The organism is Sandaracinobacteroides saxicola, assembly GCF_014117445.1.
Lineage (GTDB): Bacteria > Pseudomonadota > Alphaproteobacteria > Sphingomonadales > Sphingomonadaceae > Sandaracinobacteroides_A > Sandaracinobacteroides_A saxicola.
This window is the reverse complement of sequence record NZ_CP059851.1, coordinates 984,738-997,034: the sequence shown is the minus strand read 5'-3', so window position 1 is coordinate 997,034 and position 12,297 is coordinate 984,738. Positions and strand designations below refer to the sequence as shown.

Annotated in this window: 14 protein-coding genes and 1 tRNA gene; 1 reads left to right on the top strand and 14 read right to left on the bottom strand. The window is 65.3% G+C overall.

Going from position 1 to position 12,297, the window contains the following annotated elements; translation table 11 throughout:
- Positions 1-54 precede the first annotated feature (54 nt).
- The 9 genes from H3309_RS04980 to H3309_RS04940 all read right to left on the bottom strand — a co-directional run bounded on the left by H3309_RS04980 (position 55) and on the right by H3309_RS04940 (position 6,742).
- Positions 55-1,275, bottom strand: coding sequence for an RtcB family protein (locus H3309_RS04980; RefSeq protein WP_182297655.1), 1,221 nt, complete (start codon positions 1,273-1,275; stop codon positions 55-57).
- A gap of 211 nt (positions 1,276-1,486) precedes the next feature.
- Positions 1,487-1,563, bottom strand: a tRNA-Arg gene (locus tag H3309_RS04975).
- Positions 1,564-1,893: 330 nt separating this feature from the next.
- Positions 1,894-3,507 (bottom strand): RNA-directed DNA polymerase, encoded by a 1,614-nt coding sequence (locus tag H3309_RS04970; RefSeq protein WP_182297654.1) that lies wholly within the window; start codon positions 3,505-3,507, stop codon positions 1,894-1,896.
- A gap of 338 nt (positions 3,508-3,845) precedes the next feature.
- Positions 3,846-4,139 (bottom strand): type II toxin-antitoxin system RelE/ParE family toxin, encoded by a 294-nt coding sequence (locus tag H3309_RS04965; protein ID WP_182297653.1) that lies wholly within the window; start codon positions 4,137-4,139, stop codon positions 3,846-3,848.
- Positions 4,136-4,354 carry a ribbon-helix-helix domain-containing protein gene (locus tag H3309_RS04960; protein WP_182297652.1) on the bottom strand — a complete coding sequence of 73 codons (219 nt, stop codon included), beginning with the start codon at positions 4,352-4,354 and terminating at the stop codon, positions 4,136-4,138. Before H3309_RS04960 ends, H3309_RS04965 begins: the two co-directional genes overlap by 4 nt.
- A gap of 88 nt (positions 4,355-4,442) precedes the next feature.
- Entirely contained in the window at positions 4,443-4,907 is a 465-nt protein-coding gene (locus tag H3309_RS04955; RefSeq protein WP_182297651.1) for a DUF1178 family protein, read from the bottom strand.
- Positions 4,904-5,725, bottom strand: a complete 822-nt coding sequence (locus H3309_RS04950; protein WP_182298509.1) for a carbon-nitrogen hydrolase family protein — start codon at positions 5,723-5,725, stop codon at positions 4,904-4,906. The genes H3309_RS04955 and H3309_RS04950 overlap by 4 nt, the downstream gene beginning before the upstream one ends.
- A gap of 2 nt (positions 5,726-5,727) precedes the next feature.
- Complete coding sequence (gene grxC / locus H3309_RS04945) at positions 5,728-5,985, bottom strand: glutaredoxin 3 (RefSeq protein ID WP_182297650.1); 258 nt, start codon at positions 5,983-5,985, stop codon at positions 5,728-5,730.
- 4 nt (positions 5,986-5,989) lie between these two features.
- Positions 5,990-6,742 (bottom strand): ComF family protein, encoded by a 753-nt coding sequence (locus tag H3309_RS04940; protein WP_182297649.1) that lies wholly within the window; start codon positions 6,740-6,742, stop codon positions 5,990-5,992.
- A gap of 72 nt (positions 6,743-6,814) precedes the next feature.
- Between H3309_RS04940 and H3309_RS04935 the strand changes: the two genes are divergently transcribed.
- Positions 6,815-7,549 (top strand): class I SAM-dependent methyltransferase, encoded by a 735-nt coding sequence (locus H3309_RS04935; RefSeq protein ID WP_182297648.1) that lies wholly within the window; start codon positions 6,815-6,817, stop codon positions 7,547-7,549.
- A 3-nt stretch (positions 7,550-7,552) separates the two neighbouring features.
- On the opposite strand, the gene H3309_RS04930 is transcribed toward H3309_RS04935, so the two are convergent.
- Genes H3309_RS04930 through H3309_RS04910 form a run of 5 tightly spaced genes read right to left on the bottom strand, consistent with a single transcriptional unit; the run spans position 7,553 to position 12,295 of the window.
- On the bottom strand, positions 7,553-8,389 hold the full coding sequence (locus H3309_RS04930) for an alpha/beta fold hydrolase (RefSeq protein ID WP_182297647.1): 837 nt from the start codon (positions 8,387-8,389) through the stop codon (positions 7,553-7,555).
- Positions 8,386-9,516: an ABC transporter ATP-binding protein gene (locus tag H3309_RS04925; protein WP_182297646.1), complete on the bottom strand. Its 1,131-nt coding sequence runs from the start codon at positions 9,514-9,516 to the stop codon at positions 8,386-8,388. The genes H3309_RS04930 and H3309_RS04925 overlap by 4 nt, the downstream gene beginning before the upstream one ends.
- A complete protein-coding gene (locus H3309_RS04920; RefSeq protein WP_182297645.1) occupies positions 9,513-10,352 on the bottom strand; it encodes an ABC transporter permease in 840 nt (279 codons plus the stop codon). The genes H3309_RS04925 and H3309_RS04920 overlap by 4 nt, the downstream gene beginning before the upstream one ends.
- Positions 10,349-11,224 (bottom strand): ABC transporter permease, encoded by an 876-nt coding sequence (locus tag H3309_RS04915; RefSeq protein WP_317983338.1) that lies wholly within the window; start codon positions 11,222-11,224, stop codon positions 10,349-10,351. Before H3309_RS04915 ends, H3309_RS04920 begins: the two co-directional genes overlap by 4 nt.
- A gap of 3 nt (positions 11,225-11,227) precedes the next feature.
- Positions 11,228-12,295 carry an ABC transporter substrate-binding protein gene (locus tag H3309_RS04910; RefSeq protein ID WP_182297644.1) on the bottom strand — a complete coding sequence of 356 codons (1,068 nt, stop codon included), beginning with the start codon at positions 12,293-12,295 and terminating at the stop codon, positions 11,228-11,230.
- Between the last annotated feature and the right edge of the window lie 2 nt (positions 12,296-12,297).

Here is a 12,297-nt window from a genome sequence, read left to right as displayed (position 1 = left end):
GTTGGCGCGCATCGTGATGCGGAAAACCGGTTCCCACTTTTCCGCGATGCGCTGTTACCCCTTCACATTGACCACCTGCCGCAGCCGGTGGCGGATCGTCACCAGGTCGGCCTGCGCCGCCATCACGGCACCGATGTCCTTGTAGGCCGCCGGGCTTTCATCCAGCACGCCGGCATCCAGCCGCGCCTCGATCCCGCGCATGGCGTCGGCATGCTGCTCCAGGCTGATCGCCTTCTTCGCCGCGCCGCGGGACATTTTCCGCCCCGCGCCATGGCTGCACGACTGGAAGCTGTGCGGGTTGCCCCGCCCCTCCACGATGAAGCTGCCCGTGCCCATGCTGCCCGGGATGATCCCCAGCTCGCCGGCGCGCGCCCGCACGGCGCCCTTGCGGGTCACCATCACATTCTCGCCGAAATGCGCTTCGCGGCTGACATAGTTGTGGTGGCAGTTCACCGCCTCCTGCACCGTTTCGAACGGCGGCAGGAAGGGCGCGATGGCGCGCAGCACCGCCGCCATCATCAGCTCGCGGTTGGCCTTGGCGAAGCCCTGCGCCCAGCTGACCGCCTGCCAGTAATCGGCGAAATGCTCGGTGCCTTCCGGGAAATAGGCCAGGTCCTCGTCCGGCAGGTTGATGAACCAGCGGCGCATGTCCTTCTTCGCCAGCTCGATGAAATAGCTGCCGAACCGGTTGCCCACCCCGCGCGAGCCGCTGTGCAGCATCACCCACAGCCGGTCCTCCTCATCCAGGCAGACCTCGATGAAGTGGTTACCGGTGCCCAGCGACCCCAGGTGGCGGGCGCTGTTGAACGCCGCTGCCTTGGGATGCTTGGCGATGATCGCCTTGTAGCCGTCTTCGATTGCCGCCCACACGGCGAGCGCGTCCGCCGGCGGCTCGCCCCAGGCGCCGCGGTCGTTGGCGCCGCCGTTGTCGGTGCGGCCGTGCGGCACCGCGGCTTCGATGGCGCAGCGCATGGCGTGCAGATTGTCCGGCAGCTGACGGCCAAGCGCCGTGGTGCGCACCGCCATCATGCCGCAGCCGATGTCCACGCCCACCGCGGCCGGGATGATCGCCGCCTTCGTGGCGATGACGCTGCCCACGGTGGCGCCCATGCCCCAGTGCACGTCGGGCATGCCGGCGACATGGCTGTGCACGAACGGCAGGCTGGCGACGTTGCGCAGCTGCGCCATGGCGCCGTCCTCGAACGCGCCATGGCTGTCCCACAGCTTCAGCGGCACGCCGGCGGTTTCGTGAACACTGTATCGATGGTCGGTCATGATGGTCTCCCTGTTCGTTCGGTGGTGAAACAGGGTGGCGCTGTGTGAACCTGTGGAGCCTCTGAGATTGGGAGGCCGTTTCCCCGGCAGCGCTGCACCCTGTGGAAAGGGCGCAGCAAGGCGCCCGTCACATTGTGACGTTGGTCTGCAGCCTGGGGCGATAACGGTTCATGCCGCGCGCCATAGGGGAGGCGGCCCGAGTCGGTCAAGGTGGTGATCCCGGCAGGACTCGAACCTGCGGCCTCCTGTTTAGGAAACGGGCGCTCTATCCGGCTGAGCTACGGGACCACGGGTGTCCTTTTGCGCGAGTGGGGGCGCGGGTGCAAGATTGCGATGGGCTTGCTTTTCATTGCTGATTTAGGGTGGAGAGCAAAAAATGGCTTTTGAGGACGCCCTACACTATGCCGTCCGCATGTTGGACGTTACAACTTGGCCTGCGTATGTCCATTTCAGTCGTTCAAACGTTTCGCGGATTTCCCGAAAGCAGATGTCAGCCCGAGCATCGACCGTATCCGCAATATCGGACATTGCTGGTATTCCAGAACTCGCGAACAAATTTGGAATATAGCCGACTTTTTGTTTAAGGTCCTGTGGGTTAGTCATAATGCCGTTAATCGACTAAAATACTTCATTAATATCGTCCCAATTGTCCCCGTCTTCCTCCTCATCATCGTTGTCGTAACCGTACCGGGTGCGGCTGATGGCCTGCACGTTTCCCAGCTGGACTGACTTCATATGGGCTTTGAAGTCGATCAACTTCACATGCTTGTCGGCTATGTGCTGAAACTCACCAGCTAGCGCGCCGCTGAATGCGGCGCCACTGTAACCCCTTGCCCGTGCCACAAGGTTTAGAAGCCACCGATTATCAGTGGTGGCCAATCGCGCCCCAAGGCGGATGGGTGGCCGTCGATCAACAAGGCCATCGAGATATGCAGCAACAACCAAGGCTTGAACGTGTGCGTTATCATTTTGCGATAGAGCATCAACGAGCTGGTCGGACAATGCGAGACGCGAAACAAGGAGCATCCAGACTAACCATACGACTTCATGATGATGGTTTAGCGGAAGGTGTCGCGCAATCAAATCGTAAGCAGCAGCCCTCCATCCCTCACGATCTATTTGCTTACCAATAGAGACGCGCTTAGCCACGAGTAACGCGATGTAGTCGATAGAGTGTGAGTGGTGAAAAAGCGCACGCTGCAAGTACGGTTCGACAACCTCCCAATCGGAAAGGTTATAAAGCTTGATTTTGTCCATCGTCCGCAGGGCGATTTTGATGGGGCTGTCGGTGTAGAGCTGCTTAGCAAGATCGAGCGAGCGATCCAAAAACAAGATGATGTCATCAGTTTGGCGGAAATAGCCCCCCACCTCCCGTGACTCCCTTCGCAGACTCTGCGCCCAGATATCATTCAGCGGCTCGGTGCTGAGCATAGTTTTAGTCTTCGCATCATTTATATGAAGGCTGTAGCGCTGAAGCTTATCGCGCAAGACCGAGAGCGTCGCGAGGGCAGCAATCTCGCTGCCAAGGCCGATGTAATAGTCATCGACGTGGCGCGCCGCGCCGATGATGTGTCCACCCGTGTCGGCAAAAATTTCGCTGTCAAGCCCAGATGCGATATACTCACTAACGAGGCGAAATGCGTCAGGACCCACCAACACGCCGCGAGTCTCTGCGAGTTGGCAGTTGCGCACGAAGAAATCGAGCTGGTTAAAATAGTTAGTTACTGAGGTAGGGCTTGTGTCTGCCTTCGCAATGTCAACGCCGTGTGCCGACCAAGCAATTGCGTGCGTATAGATGCTAGGGAAAAACTGAGCAATATCAGTCTTGAGAATGAAAGCGGATCGCCCGAGCTTTTTCGAGGCGACCGTTGTCAGCTCGGAAAGTGAGGGTATGATCACAGGCCGATCATCGGTTGGCTTGCCAATTCTCGGCGTACTGACCGAGAACGGCGAACTGTTGAATCTTGCTTCGAATTCGACCCAATGATTAGCTATGAAATTAGCAACATAGAAATAGGAAATAGGATTTGGCGTTCCAAAGTAACGTCGGCTGCCGTCATGTTTCGTACCATTGTATCGCACGTAATCGGATTGCCGACCCTTGTGCAGCTCCTTTGTCTTGAGTGTTCGCACCAAGCCAGAGAATGCACGTTTCAGGTCTATCGATGTGTAACAAGGTGGCAATGTTTCTGGGAAAAGTCCACGCTGTATTAGTCCCCACCGATCTTTCATGACGCCCCGCCACCGATTTTCAAGCCCCAGAATGCAAACTCAATCACGAGGTGCCGCCAAGTGCAACCCAATACCGTGAACAATCAAAGGGTGCACGTTACGAGGCTTCTTTGCTTCCTGGAACGGCGGCTATGTCAGCGGCTCCTGACTGAGCCATTGGTTCGTCCAAATGTCAGATTTCCTAACTGTGATGCTATGAACCAAACTGGCAGAAGACGGCCGAACTGGTTCATTTTGCGCCATCAAACGAATGGTAGCTTTTGGGAGATATGAACTGGCTCGCGAATGTCCAGCTTCGAGGCCCGAGGTCCGCCGGTTCATAACGCACCCACGCCATGTCAATCCTTTGGCAAATGCCGTTCGATATCCATGGCCACATGCAGGATGCGGGCGATCGTGACGCGCCGCAGGCTCGGGTTGATGTGCAGGATCAGATAGTGGGAGCGAACGCGCAGGATCCGAAAATCATCGCGCAACGGCCGTGCGCGTTCCGGGCGTTCGGCCGCGGCCTTGGCGGCATCGCGGACATCTTCAAGGTAGCGACGGGCGACAGGGGCGCCCCAGGTCTGCGTCGAATAGCGCCGAACTTCTTCCAGTTCCTGCCGGGCAACGTTCGACCAGGCCAGCCTCACGATTCAGCGGGCATGGCGTCGACGAAGGCATCGATGTCAAAGCCGTCATCGATGCCGCTGGCCATGCCTGCCGCGCCAAGGGCGACGAGGCGGTCCACAACGCGCTCATCCTGCTCGAGCCTTCGCAGCCCCGCACGGCACGCCTCCGACAGATTGTCGAACCGTCCCTCGGCAACAAGCCGCTGCCCGATGGCCTTGGCCGACCCCAGGCTCACACTCGCCAATCCTTCCCGCTGGCTCATCCGACACGCTCCACACCTGTATTACAGTGTAATAGACGATCCTGGCATGGGCAACCGCCCCTCACGCATCCGCGCTGCGTCGGCTCCTGAACGGCAGCGGCGCGATCGGCACGCCGTCGGCCACCAGGGCGCGGGCTTCGGAGAGGGTGGCTTCGCCGTAGATGCCCTTTGGCGGTGGGGGTTTCGGAACGGCTTCAGCGGGGGGCGCATCGTTTGCCGGCGCCTCGTGCAGGTCGCGGGCCTGGCGGGCGAAGTCGCGGCCGACCCAGGTGAAATCGGCCTCGATCCGGGCCTGCTGCCGCGCCAGTTCGGCCAACCGCGCCTTGCTCGCCGCATTGTCGCAACTGGCCAGCCGGTTGCCCTTGGCGGCGACCGCGGGCGCCATCAGCGCCTTTTCGATCCGGGCGTCGCCGCAGATGGGGCAGCTGACCAGCCCGCGCGCCTGTTGCGCGGCATAATCGTCGCTGCTGCCGAACCAGGCCTCGAACACATGGGCCTGCCCGCATTTCAGGTCGAACACGATCACCAGCGCGCCACCGTCGGCAGGCTTCGCGCGTGCGCCAGCGCCGGGATGCGGGCGCGGATGTCCGCCACCTGCGCCAGGTCGATGTCGACCACCGCGGCGCCGGCCTCCGTGCCGCTGTCGTGCAACACACGACCCCAGGGATCGATCACCAGGCTGTGGCCGAAGGTCTCGCGGCCGTCTGCATGCTTCCCCGTCTGCGCGGCGGCGATCACGAAACTGCCGGTTTCGATGGCGCGCGCGCGCAGCAGCACATGCCAGTGCGCCGCCCCGGTGGGCACGGTGAAGGCCGCCGGCACCGCCAGCATCGCCGCGCCGGCGCGCGCCAGCGCATGGTAGAGATGGGGAAAACGCACGTCATAACAGATGGAAAGCCCCAGCGGCCCCCAGGGCGTGGCCGCCAGCACCGGGCCTTCGCCGGCGGCATAGGTCGCCGATTCGCGATGCCGTTCACCCGTCGGCAGGTCGACATCGAACAGGTGCAGCTTGTCATAGCGGGCGACGATGGCGCCGGTCGCGTCGATCAGGAAGGAACGGTTGGCGATGCGGCCATCGAGCAGTGCGATGGCGAGCGAGCCGAGCGCCACCCACACGCCGCGCTCCGCCGCAAGGCTGCGCAGCGCGGCCAGGCTGGAGTCGTCCGCCTCGCCCCGCACATGCGCGCGCAGGCGTTCGCCGTTGCGGTCGAGCAGGCCGCTCATTTCCGGCGTGAAGATGATCGCGGCGCCGCGGTCGGCCAACTCGGCAACCCCGGCGGCCAGCATGTCGGCATTGGCGGCGGGGTCGATGCCGGAGGTCGTCTGCAACAGGCCGACGCGCAGGCTCATGCGGCGAGCAGCGGATCCAGCCCGCCGGCGCGGTCCAGCGCGGCGAGATCGTCCGACCCGCCGATGTGGCGGCCGTCGATGAAGATCTGCGGCACGGTGGTGCGGCCGCCGGAGCGCGCGATCATCTCGCTGCGCTTCGGCCCGCCCATGCTGATGTCGACCTCCTCGAAGCTGACGCCCTTGGCGGTCAGCAGCGATTTCGCCCGCGCGCAATAGGGGCAGAGGAATTTGGTGTAGATTTCGACGGTGGCCATGCCGCTACAGATGGAGGAGCGTGCGGTCCGGCGCAACCCGGGCATAGACAAGAAGTTTCACGGACGCGGCACCGGCGCGGCGCAGCGTACGGGCACAGGCGCGGGCGGTGGCGCCGCTGGTCATGACATCGTCCACCAGGATGACATGGCGATCCTTCAGCTGCGCGCGGGCGGCGGGCGGCACGGCGAAGGCGCCGGTCATCTCTTTCAGGCGGGCGACGCGGCCCTTGCCCTTCGTCGATTCGGTGGCGCGGCGGCGGATCAGGAGGTCGAGCGACAGCATGCCGCCGTGGCGGGCGATGGCGCGGGCGAGCCAGGCGGACTGGTTGAAACCGCGGCTGCCCAGCCGGCTGCGGTGCAGCGGCACGGGGACCAGCAGCGTGTCCGCTGCCAGCCAGTCGCCGGCGGCGCGGGCCATGGCGCTGCCCATCGGCGTGGCCAGGGTCTCGCGCGCGCCATGTTTCAGCGCCAGTACCATCAGCCGGGCGGTGCCGTCATAGCGGTGCGGCGCGCGGGTGGCGGCGAAGCGGGGCGGATCGGCAAGGCAGCCGCCGCACTGCGCGCCCTCGAAGGTGCCAAGCGGCAGGGTTTCGGCGCAGACCGGGCAGTGCGGATCGAGGAGCGGCGGCAGCGCCTGCCAGCAGGGCAGGCACAGGCTGTGCGCCGCACCGGTGAGCATGCCGCAGCCGACGCAGCGCGGCGGCAGCACCCGGTCGAGCGCCCAGGAGGCAGCGCTGCGCAGGGTGGCGAGCATCATGGCCTTTCGACCGACCCATGGCCACCGCTAGCATGGCTTGGCAGGGGCGGCCAGTGGCGGCATGGCAGGCGCATGGATGACATTTTCGACCGGCGGCTGCGCGCCCGCGCCCGGGATCGCGCCGCGCCGATGATCGCGGGCCATGATTTCCTGCTGCGGCTGATGGCAGACGAGCTGGACGCGCGCGCCGACCTGCTGGGCGCGGACCGCACCGCCGTGCTGACCATCGGCGGTGCGGTGCCGGGCGAGGGGATGGTGGTGGACGCCGGCGCACGCTGGGGCCGCGACGGCGTGGTGGACGAGGACCGGCTGCGGCTGGGCGGCTTCACGCTGGTGAAGAGCGTCGGCGTGCTGCATGGCGTCAACGATGTGCCCGGCGCGCTGGTGGCGATGCGGCGCGCGTTGCGGCCCGGCGGACGGATGCTGGCGGCCTGTGTCGCGGGCGAGGCGCTGATGGCGGTGCGGCGCGCCTTTTTCGAGGCGGAGGATGCGTTGACCGGCCGGGTCGGCGTGCGCGTGGGGCCGACCATCGATCCGGCGCAGGCGGCCGGCCTGCTGGCTCGGGCAGGGTTCGCGGAGCCGGTCGCGGATGTGGAAACGGTGACCGCGCGCTACCCGGACCTGACGACACTCGCGCGGGAGCTGCGCGGCATGGGGGAGACCGGCTGGCTGGCGGCACGCCCGCGGGTGCCGATGCGGCGGGACCTGTGGGCAGCGGCGAGTGCCCGGTTCGCAGCGCAGGCGGACGCCGACGGCAAGGTGCCGGTCAGCGTGCAGCTGCTGGTGCTGAGCGGGCGGGTCGCCTGAGGGTCAGAGCCAGGGGCGCACCAGGTCCGGCCGTTCCACTGGCACAAAATGCGTTTCACCAGTGAAACGGTGGACCGACGCGCCGGTCGCGGCGATGACGGCGGCGTCCTCCGGCGTCACGGTGCTGCCTTCGGTTGCGTGCAGCAGGGTCAGCGGCGCGGTCAGGGCGGCGATATCGTCGCGCAGGCGGGTGGTGACGCCGCGAAAGGTGGTCGCCTCGGCCAGCGGCGTGCAGCGCAGATGCGCGCCATCGGCGTCCACCACAGCGCCGCCATCGAGATAGGCGTCCAGCGCCGCGTCCGGCCAGCCGGCGAAGACGCCACGCCCGGCATAGGCCGCGCGCATCGCGGCGAGGCTGTCGAAGCGCGCACGGCGGCGCTCGGCCTGGTCGGCCATGCGGTTGGGCAGCGGCATGCCGCCGTCGCGCGCGGCGCGGAAGGCATTGGCATGGTCGAACGGGATAAAGGCCGGTTCAACAGCGACGACGCGGCTTGCCAGCCCCGGCACCGCCGCTGCCGCCGCGATCGCCGTGCTGCCGCCGAAACTGTGCCCGGCGAGCGTCACCGGTTCGTCTGTGAGGGCGCGCACCAGCGCCACCAGGTCATCGCGCTGAACCCGCCAGTCCGGACATTCCACCAGTGAAACGCTGGTTCGCCCATGCGCGCGGGCGTCGAAAGCCAGCACGCGATAGCGCGCGGCGAGCGGCGCCAGTAGCCCGGCATAGACGGCGGCACACATGCCGGTCGCGTGCGCGAACACCAGCCAGGGCAGCGCCGGATCGTCGCCCCAGCGCAGCGTGAAGATGTCGCCGCCGGGGACGGCCACCAAACCCTGCGTCATGCCAGCAGCACCGCCGCCGCCTCCGCGTGCCAGCCGAGCCAGACCGGCTCGTCCCAGGTGAAATCCTCCTGGTCCCAGCGCGTCAGGTTCGGGCGGATCACCCGCATCATCCGCTCGCCGCCGTCCGCCAGCGCCACCTTCACCTCATAGACGCTCTCGCTGCCCAGATAGGCGATGTCGGCGATCACCCCTTCGATGACATTATAGCCCGCCGGCGTGCCCTCCAGCTCGGGCGGTCCCTCGCCGTTGCTGCGCTTGTGCAGCTCGATCTTTTCCGGCCGCACGGCGAGCCAGATGTCGAGCGTGTCGGAACTGCCCACGCCGTGCTCAAGCCAGGCCTGCTTGCCGACTTCGGGCAGGTTGATGATGGCATGGTCGCTTTCGTCCGCCAGCACACGGCCCTGGAACAGGTTCACGCTGCCGATGAAGTCCGCGACCAGCCGCGTCGCCGGAAATTCATACAGGTCGGACGGGCTCGCCACCTGCATCAGGCTGCCCTTGCTCATCACCGCGCAGCGGGTGGCGAGCGCCAGCGCCTCGTCCTGGTCGTGCGTCACCATCACGAAGGTGATGCCGACCTTGTCCTGCAACCGGCTCAATTCGAAGCGCAATTCCTCCCGCAGCTTGGCATCGAGCGCGGACAGCGGCTCATCCAGCAGCAGCACGCGGGGGCGTTTCACCAGCGCGCGCGCCAGCGCCACGCGCTGTCTCTGGCCGCCGGACATGGCGTCCGGCATGCGGTCGCCCAGCCCGTTCAATTGCACCAGCGCCAGCGCCTCCTCCGCCCGCGCCCGCCGCTCGGCGCTGCCGACGCCCTCCATCTTCAGGCCATATTCGATGTTCTTCAGGACGGAGAGATGCGGGAACACGGCATAGCTCTGGAACACCATGTTCACCGGGCGGCGGTTCGGCGGCACCAGTGTCACATCCTTGCCGTCGATCAGGATGCGGCCCTCGCTCGGTACCTCGAACCCGGCGAGCATCCGCAAGAGCGTGGTCTTGCCGCAGCCGCTGGGGCCGAGCAGCGCGAAGAACTCACCCTCGTTGATCGTCAGGGACACGGCATCGACCGCCAGCACGTCGCCGAAGCGCTTGGTCACCTTTTCGAACTGGATGATCGGGGTCATAGCTTGCGCGCCTCGGCTGCGGTAACGCGCGCCTGGATGCGCAGCGCCATGAAGGTCAGGATCACGGTCAAGAGCAGCAGGATGGTGGAAATCGCGTTCACCTCTGGCGTGACGCTGAAACGCACCATCGAATAGACTTTCACCGGGAAGGTCACCGTGTCCGGCCCGGCGGTGAAGAAGGTGATGACGAAATCGTCAAGGCTGAGGGTGAAGGCCAAAAGCGCGCCGGCGATCAGGCTGGGGCGCAGGTGCGGCACCACCACATCCCACAGTGCCCGCCACTGCGAGGCGCCCAAATCACGCGCCGCCTCCTCCTGCTCCCGGTTGAAGCTGGCCAGCCGGGCGCGGACGACGACGGCGACGAAGGGGAAGCTGAACGCGACATGGGCGATGATGATCGGCCCCAGGTTCAAGGGCCAGGGCAGGTCCTGTGGCCAGGGCATCACCCGGGCGAAGAAGATCAGCATGGCGACCCCCATGCAGATCTCCGGCACCACGATCGGCAGCGCGAACGCCCCATCGACCAGCGGCCGGCCGGGAAAGCGGAAGCGCCACAGCGCGATCGCGGCGAGGGTGCCGAGCACCAGGCTGAGCAGCATGCTGACCGCGGCGATGGTCAGCGAATTGCCGAAGGCCAGCAACAGCTCGGCATTGCCGAAGGCGCGGCCATACCAGTCCAGCGTGAAGCCCTTCCACACGCTGGTGCGCCGGCTGTCGTTGAAGCTGAACACCACCAGCACGACCAGCGGCACATAGAGGAACAGGCCGACGAGCGTGAGCCACAGCAGCATCACGGGCCGGCGGGCGTAATCCAGGAGGTTGGAGTCGCGCTTCATTTCGCGCGCCGCTCCACCAGCGACTGCACCGCCACCGCGATGAAGGTGAGATACATCAGCAGGAAGGCCAGCGCCGCGCCGAAGGGCCAGTCGTTCGCCCGCTTGAACTGCCGTTCGATGATGTTGGCGATCATCTGGCTGTCCGGCCCGCCCAGCAGGTCGGGCGTCAGGTAACTGCCCAGCGCCGGGATGAAGGTGATCAGCAGGCCGGACAGGATGCCCGGCAGCGCCAGCGGCAGGATGACGGTGAACACGGTGCGCAAATGGCCGGCGCCAAGGTCGAGGCTGGCCTCGATCAGGCTGCGGTCGAGCTTGTCGAGCGCGGCGTAGAGCGGCAGCACCATGAAGGGCAGGTGGACATAGACCAGCCCCAGGATGACGGCGAAATTATTGTTCATCAGCGGCAGCGGCGTGAAATCGGCACCGAACAGGCCCCATGCCCAGTTCAGGCCGCTGTTGACCAGACCTTCATCGCGCAGGATCGCGATCAGCGCATAGGTGCGGATGAGGAGGTTGGTCCAGAAGGGCAGCATGACCGCCAGCAGCAGCCAGGGTTTCCAGCCGGGCGGCGCGAAGCTGATCGCCATCGCCACGGGAAAGCCGATGACGAGGCAGAGGAAGGTGGCGAGCGCGGCGACGGCGAAGGATTTGACGAGGATGCCGAGATAGAGCGGTTCCAGCGCCCGGGCGTAATTCAGGAAGGTGCCGCTGATGTCGATGTCGGCGATGCCGACATTGCTCCCGAAGCTGTAGCCCCAGACCACCGCCATCGGCACCGCGAAGAACAGGAGGAACCAGCCGAGCGGCGGCCCGAGCAGCACCAGAAGGCCGGTCTTGGCGCGCCGCCAGTCGATGCTGCTGTCGCTCGCCAACGCCTAGGAAGCCCGCATGCGGGTGATGGCTTCCTCGAAATAGCGCGCCTGTTCCGGGCCTTCGAACCGGCCCCATTCGCTGGCCTGCATGCCCGGCGAGGCGGGGAAGATGACCGGGTTGTTCTTGTAGGAGGGCGGCATCAGCGCCTTCGCCGCGGCGTTCGGCGTCGGATAGAGGATGGTTTCGGTGATGCCCTTCCCCACCTGCGCATCCAGGAGGAAGTTGATGAACTGGTGCGCCAGGTCGGCGTTCGGCGCGCCCTTGGGGATCGCCAGCGTGTCAGCGTTGATCAGGCTGCCTTCCTTCGGCACCACGAAGTCCAGGTCGGGGTCGTCCTTCATCACCTGGGCGATATCGCCATTATATTCCAGCACGATGTCAACGTCGCCCGCCAGCAGCATGTCCTGGCCATTGTCGTCGTGGAACGCCTTGATGAAGGGCTTCTGCTTCGTCAGCATGGCGGCAACCGCGTCGGTCGTCGCCTTGTCGACGCCGTTCAGCGATTTCCCCATATATTTGGCGCCCAGCCGAATGAGGTCGGGCGCCTCGGTGATGAGCGCGATGCGGCCCTTGTAGCGATCCGAATCATAGAGCCATTTCCAGCTGTCGGGCACGCCATCGACCTTCGACTTGCGATAGCCGATGCCGAGCACCAGCCAGGTGTAGGGCACGCTGTGGCGGGGCGCCGGGTCATATTCGGCCACGGCGAAATCCGGGTCGACATTCCTGAAGTTCGGGATTTTCGCCATGTCGAGCGGCAGCAGCATGTCCGCGGCGCGCATCTTGGTGACGAATTCATTGCTGGGCACGATCACGTCATAGCCCTGGTTGCCGGCCTTCAGCTTGGCGAACAGTTCGTCATTGTTGGCATAATAGCTGGGGCGGACGGTGATGCCGCTGGCTTTCTCGAAATCGGCGAGCGTCGTCTTGCCGATGTACGTGTCCCAGGTGTAGAAATTGAGCTTCTTGGTCTCGGCCTTGCCGCAGGACGACAGGCTGAAGCCGACGGCAGCGGTGCCGATCGCGCCCAGCATCGAGCGGCGGGACAGTTTTCCGAACCGGTTCATCATGC

Bases quoted from the DNA above. Each gene is read 5' to 3' on its own strand.
- grxC (WP_182297650.1), bottom strand. From the start codon at position 5,985: ATGGCCACCGTCGAAATCTACACCAAATTCCTCTGCCCCTATTGCGCG.
- H3309_RS04925 (WP_182297646.1), bottom strand. From the start codon at position 9,516: ATGACCCCGATCATCCAGTTCGAAAAGGTGACCAAGCGCTTCGGCGAC.
- H3309_RS04920 (WP_182297645.1), bottom strand. From the start codon at position 10,352: ATGAAGCGCGACTCCAACCTCCTGGATTACGCCCGCCGGCCCGTGATG.
- H3309_RS04940 (WP_182297649.1), bottom strand. From the start codon at position 6,742: ATGATGCTCGCCACCCTGCGCAGCGCTGCCTCCTGGGCGCTCGACCGG.
- H3309_RS04930 (WP_182297647.1), bottom strand. From the start codon at position 8,389: ATGACGCAGGGTTTGGTGGCCGTCCCCGGCGGCGACATCTTCACGCTG.
- H3309_RS04970 (WP_182297654.1), bottom strand. From the start codon at position 3,507: ATGAAAGATCGGTGGGGACTAATACAGCGTGGACTTTTCCCAGAAACA.
- H3309_RS04910 (WP_182297644.1), bottom strand. From the start codon at position 12,295: ATGATGAACCGGTTCGGAAAACTGTCCCGCCGCTCGATGCTGGGCGCG.
- H3309_RS04935 (WP_182297648.1), top strand. From the start codon at position 6,815: ATGGATGACATTTTCGACCGGCGGCTGCGCGCCCGCGCCCGGGATCGC.
- H3309_RS04980 (WP_182297655.1), bottom strand. From the start codon at position 1,275: ATGACCGACCATCGATACAGTGTTCACGAAACCGCCGGCGTGCCGCTG.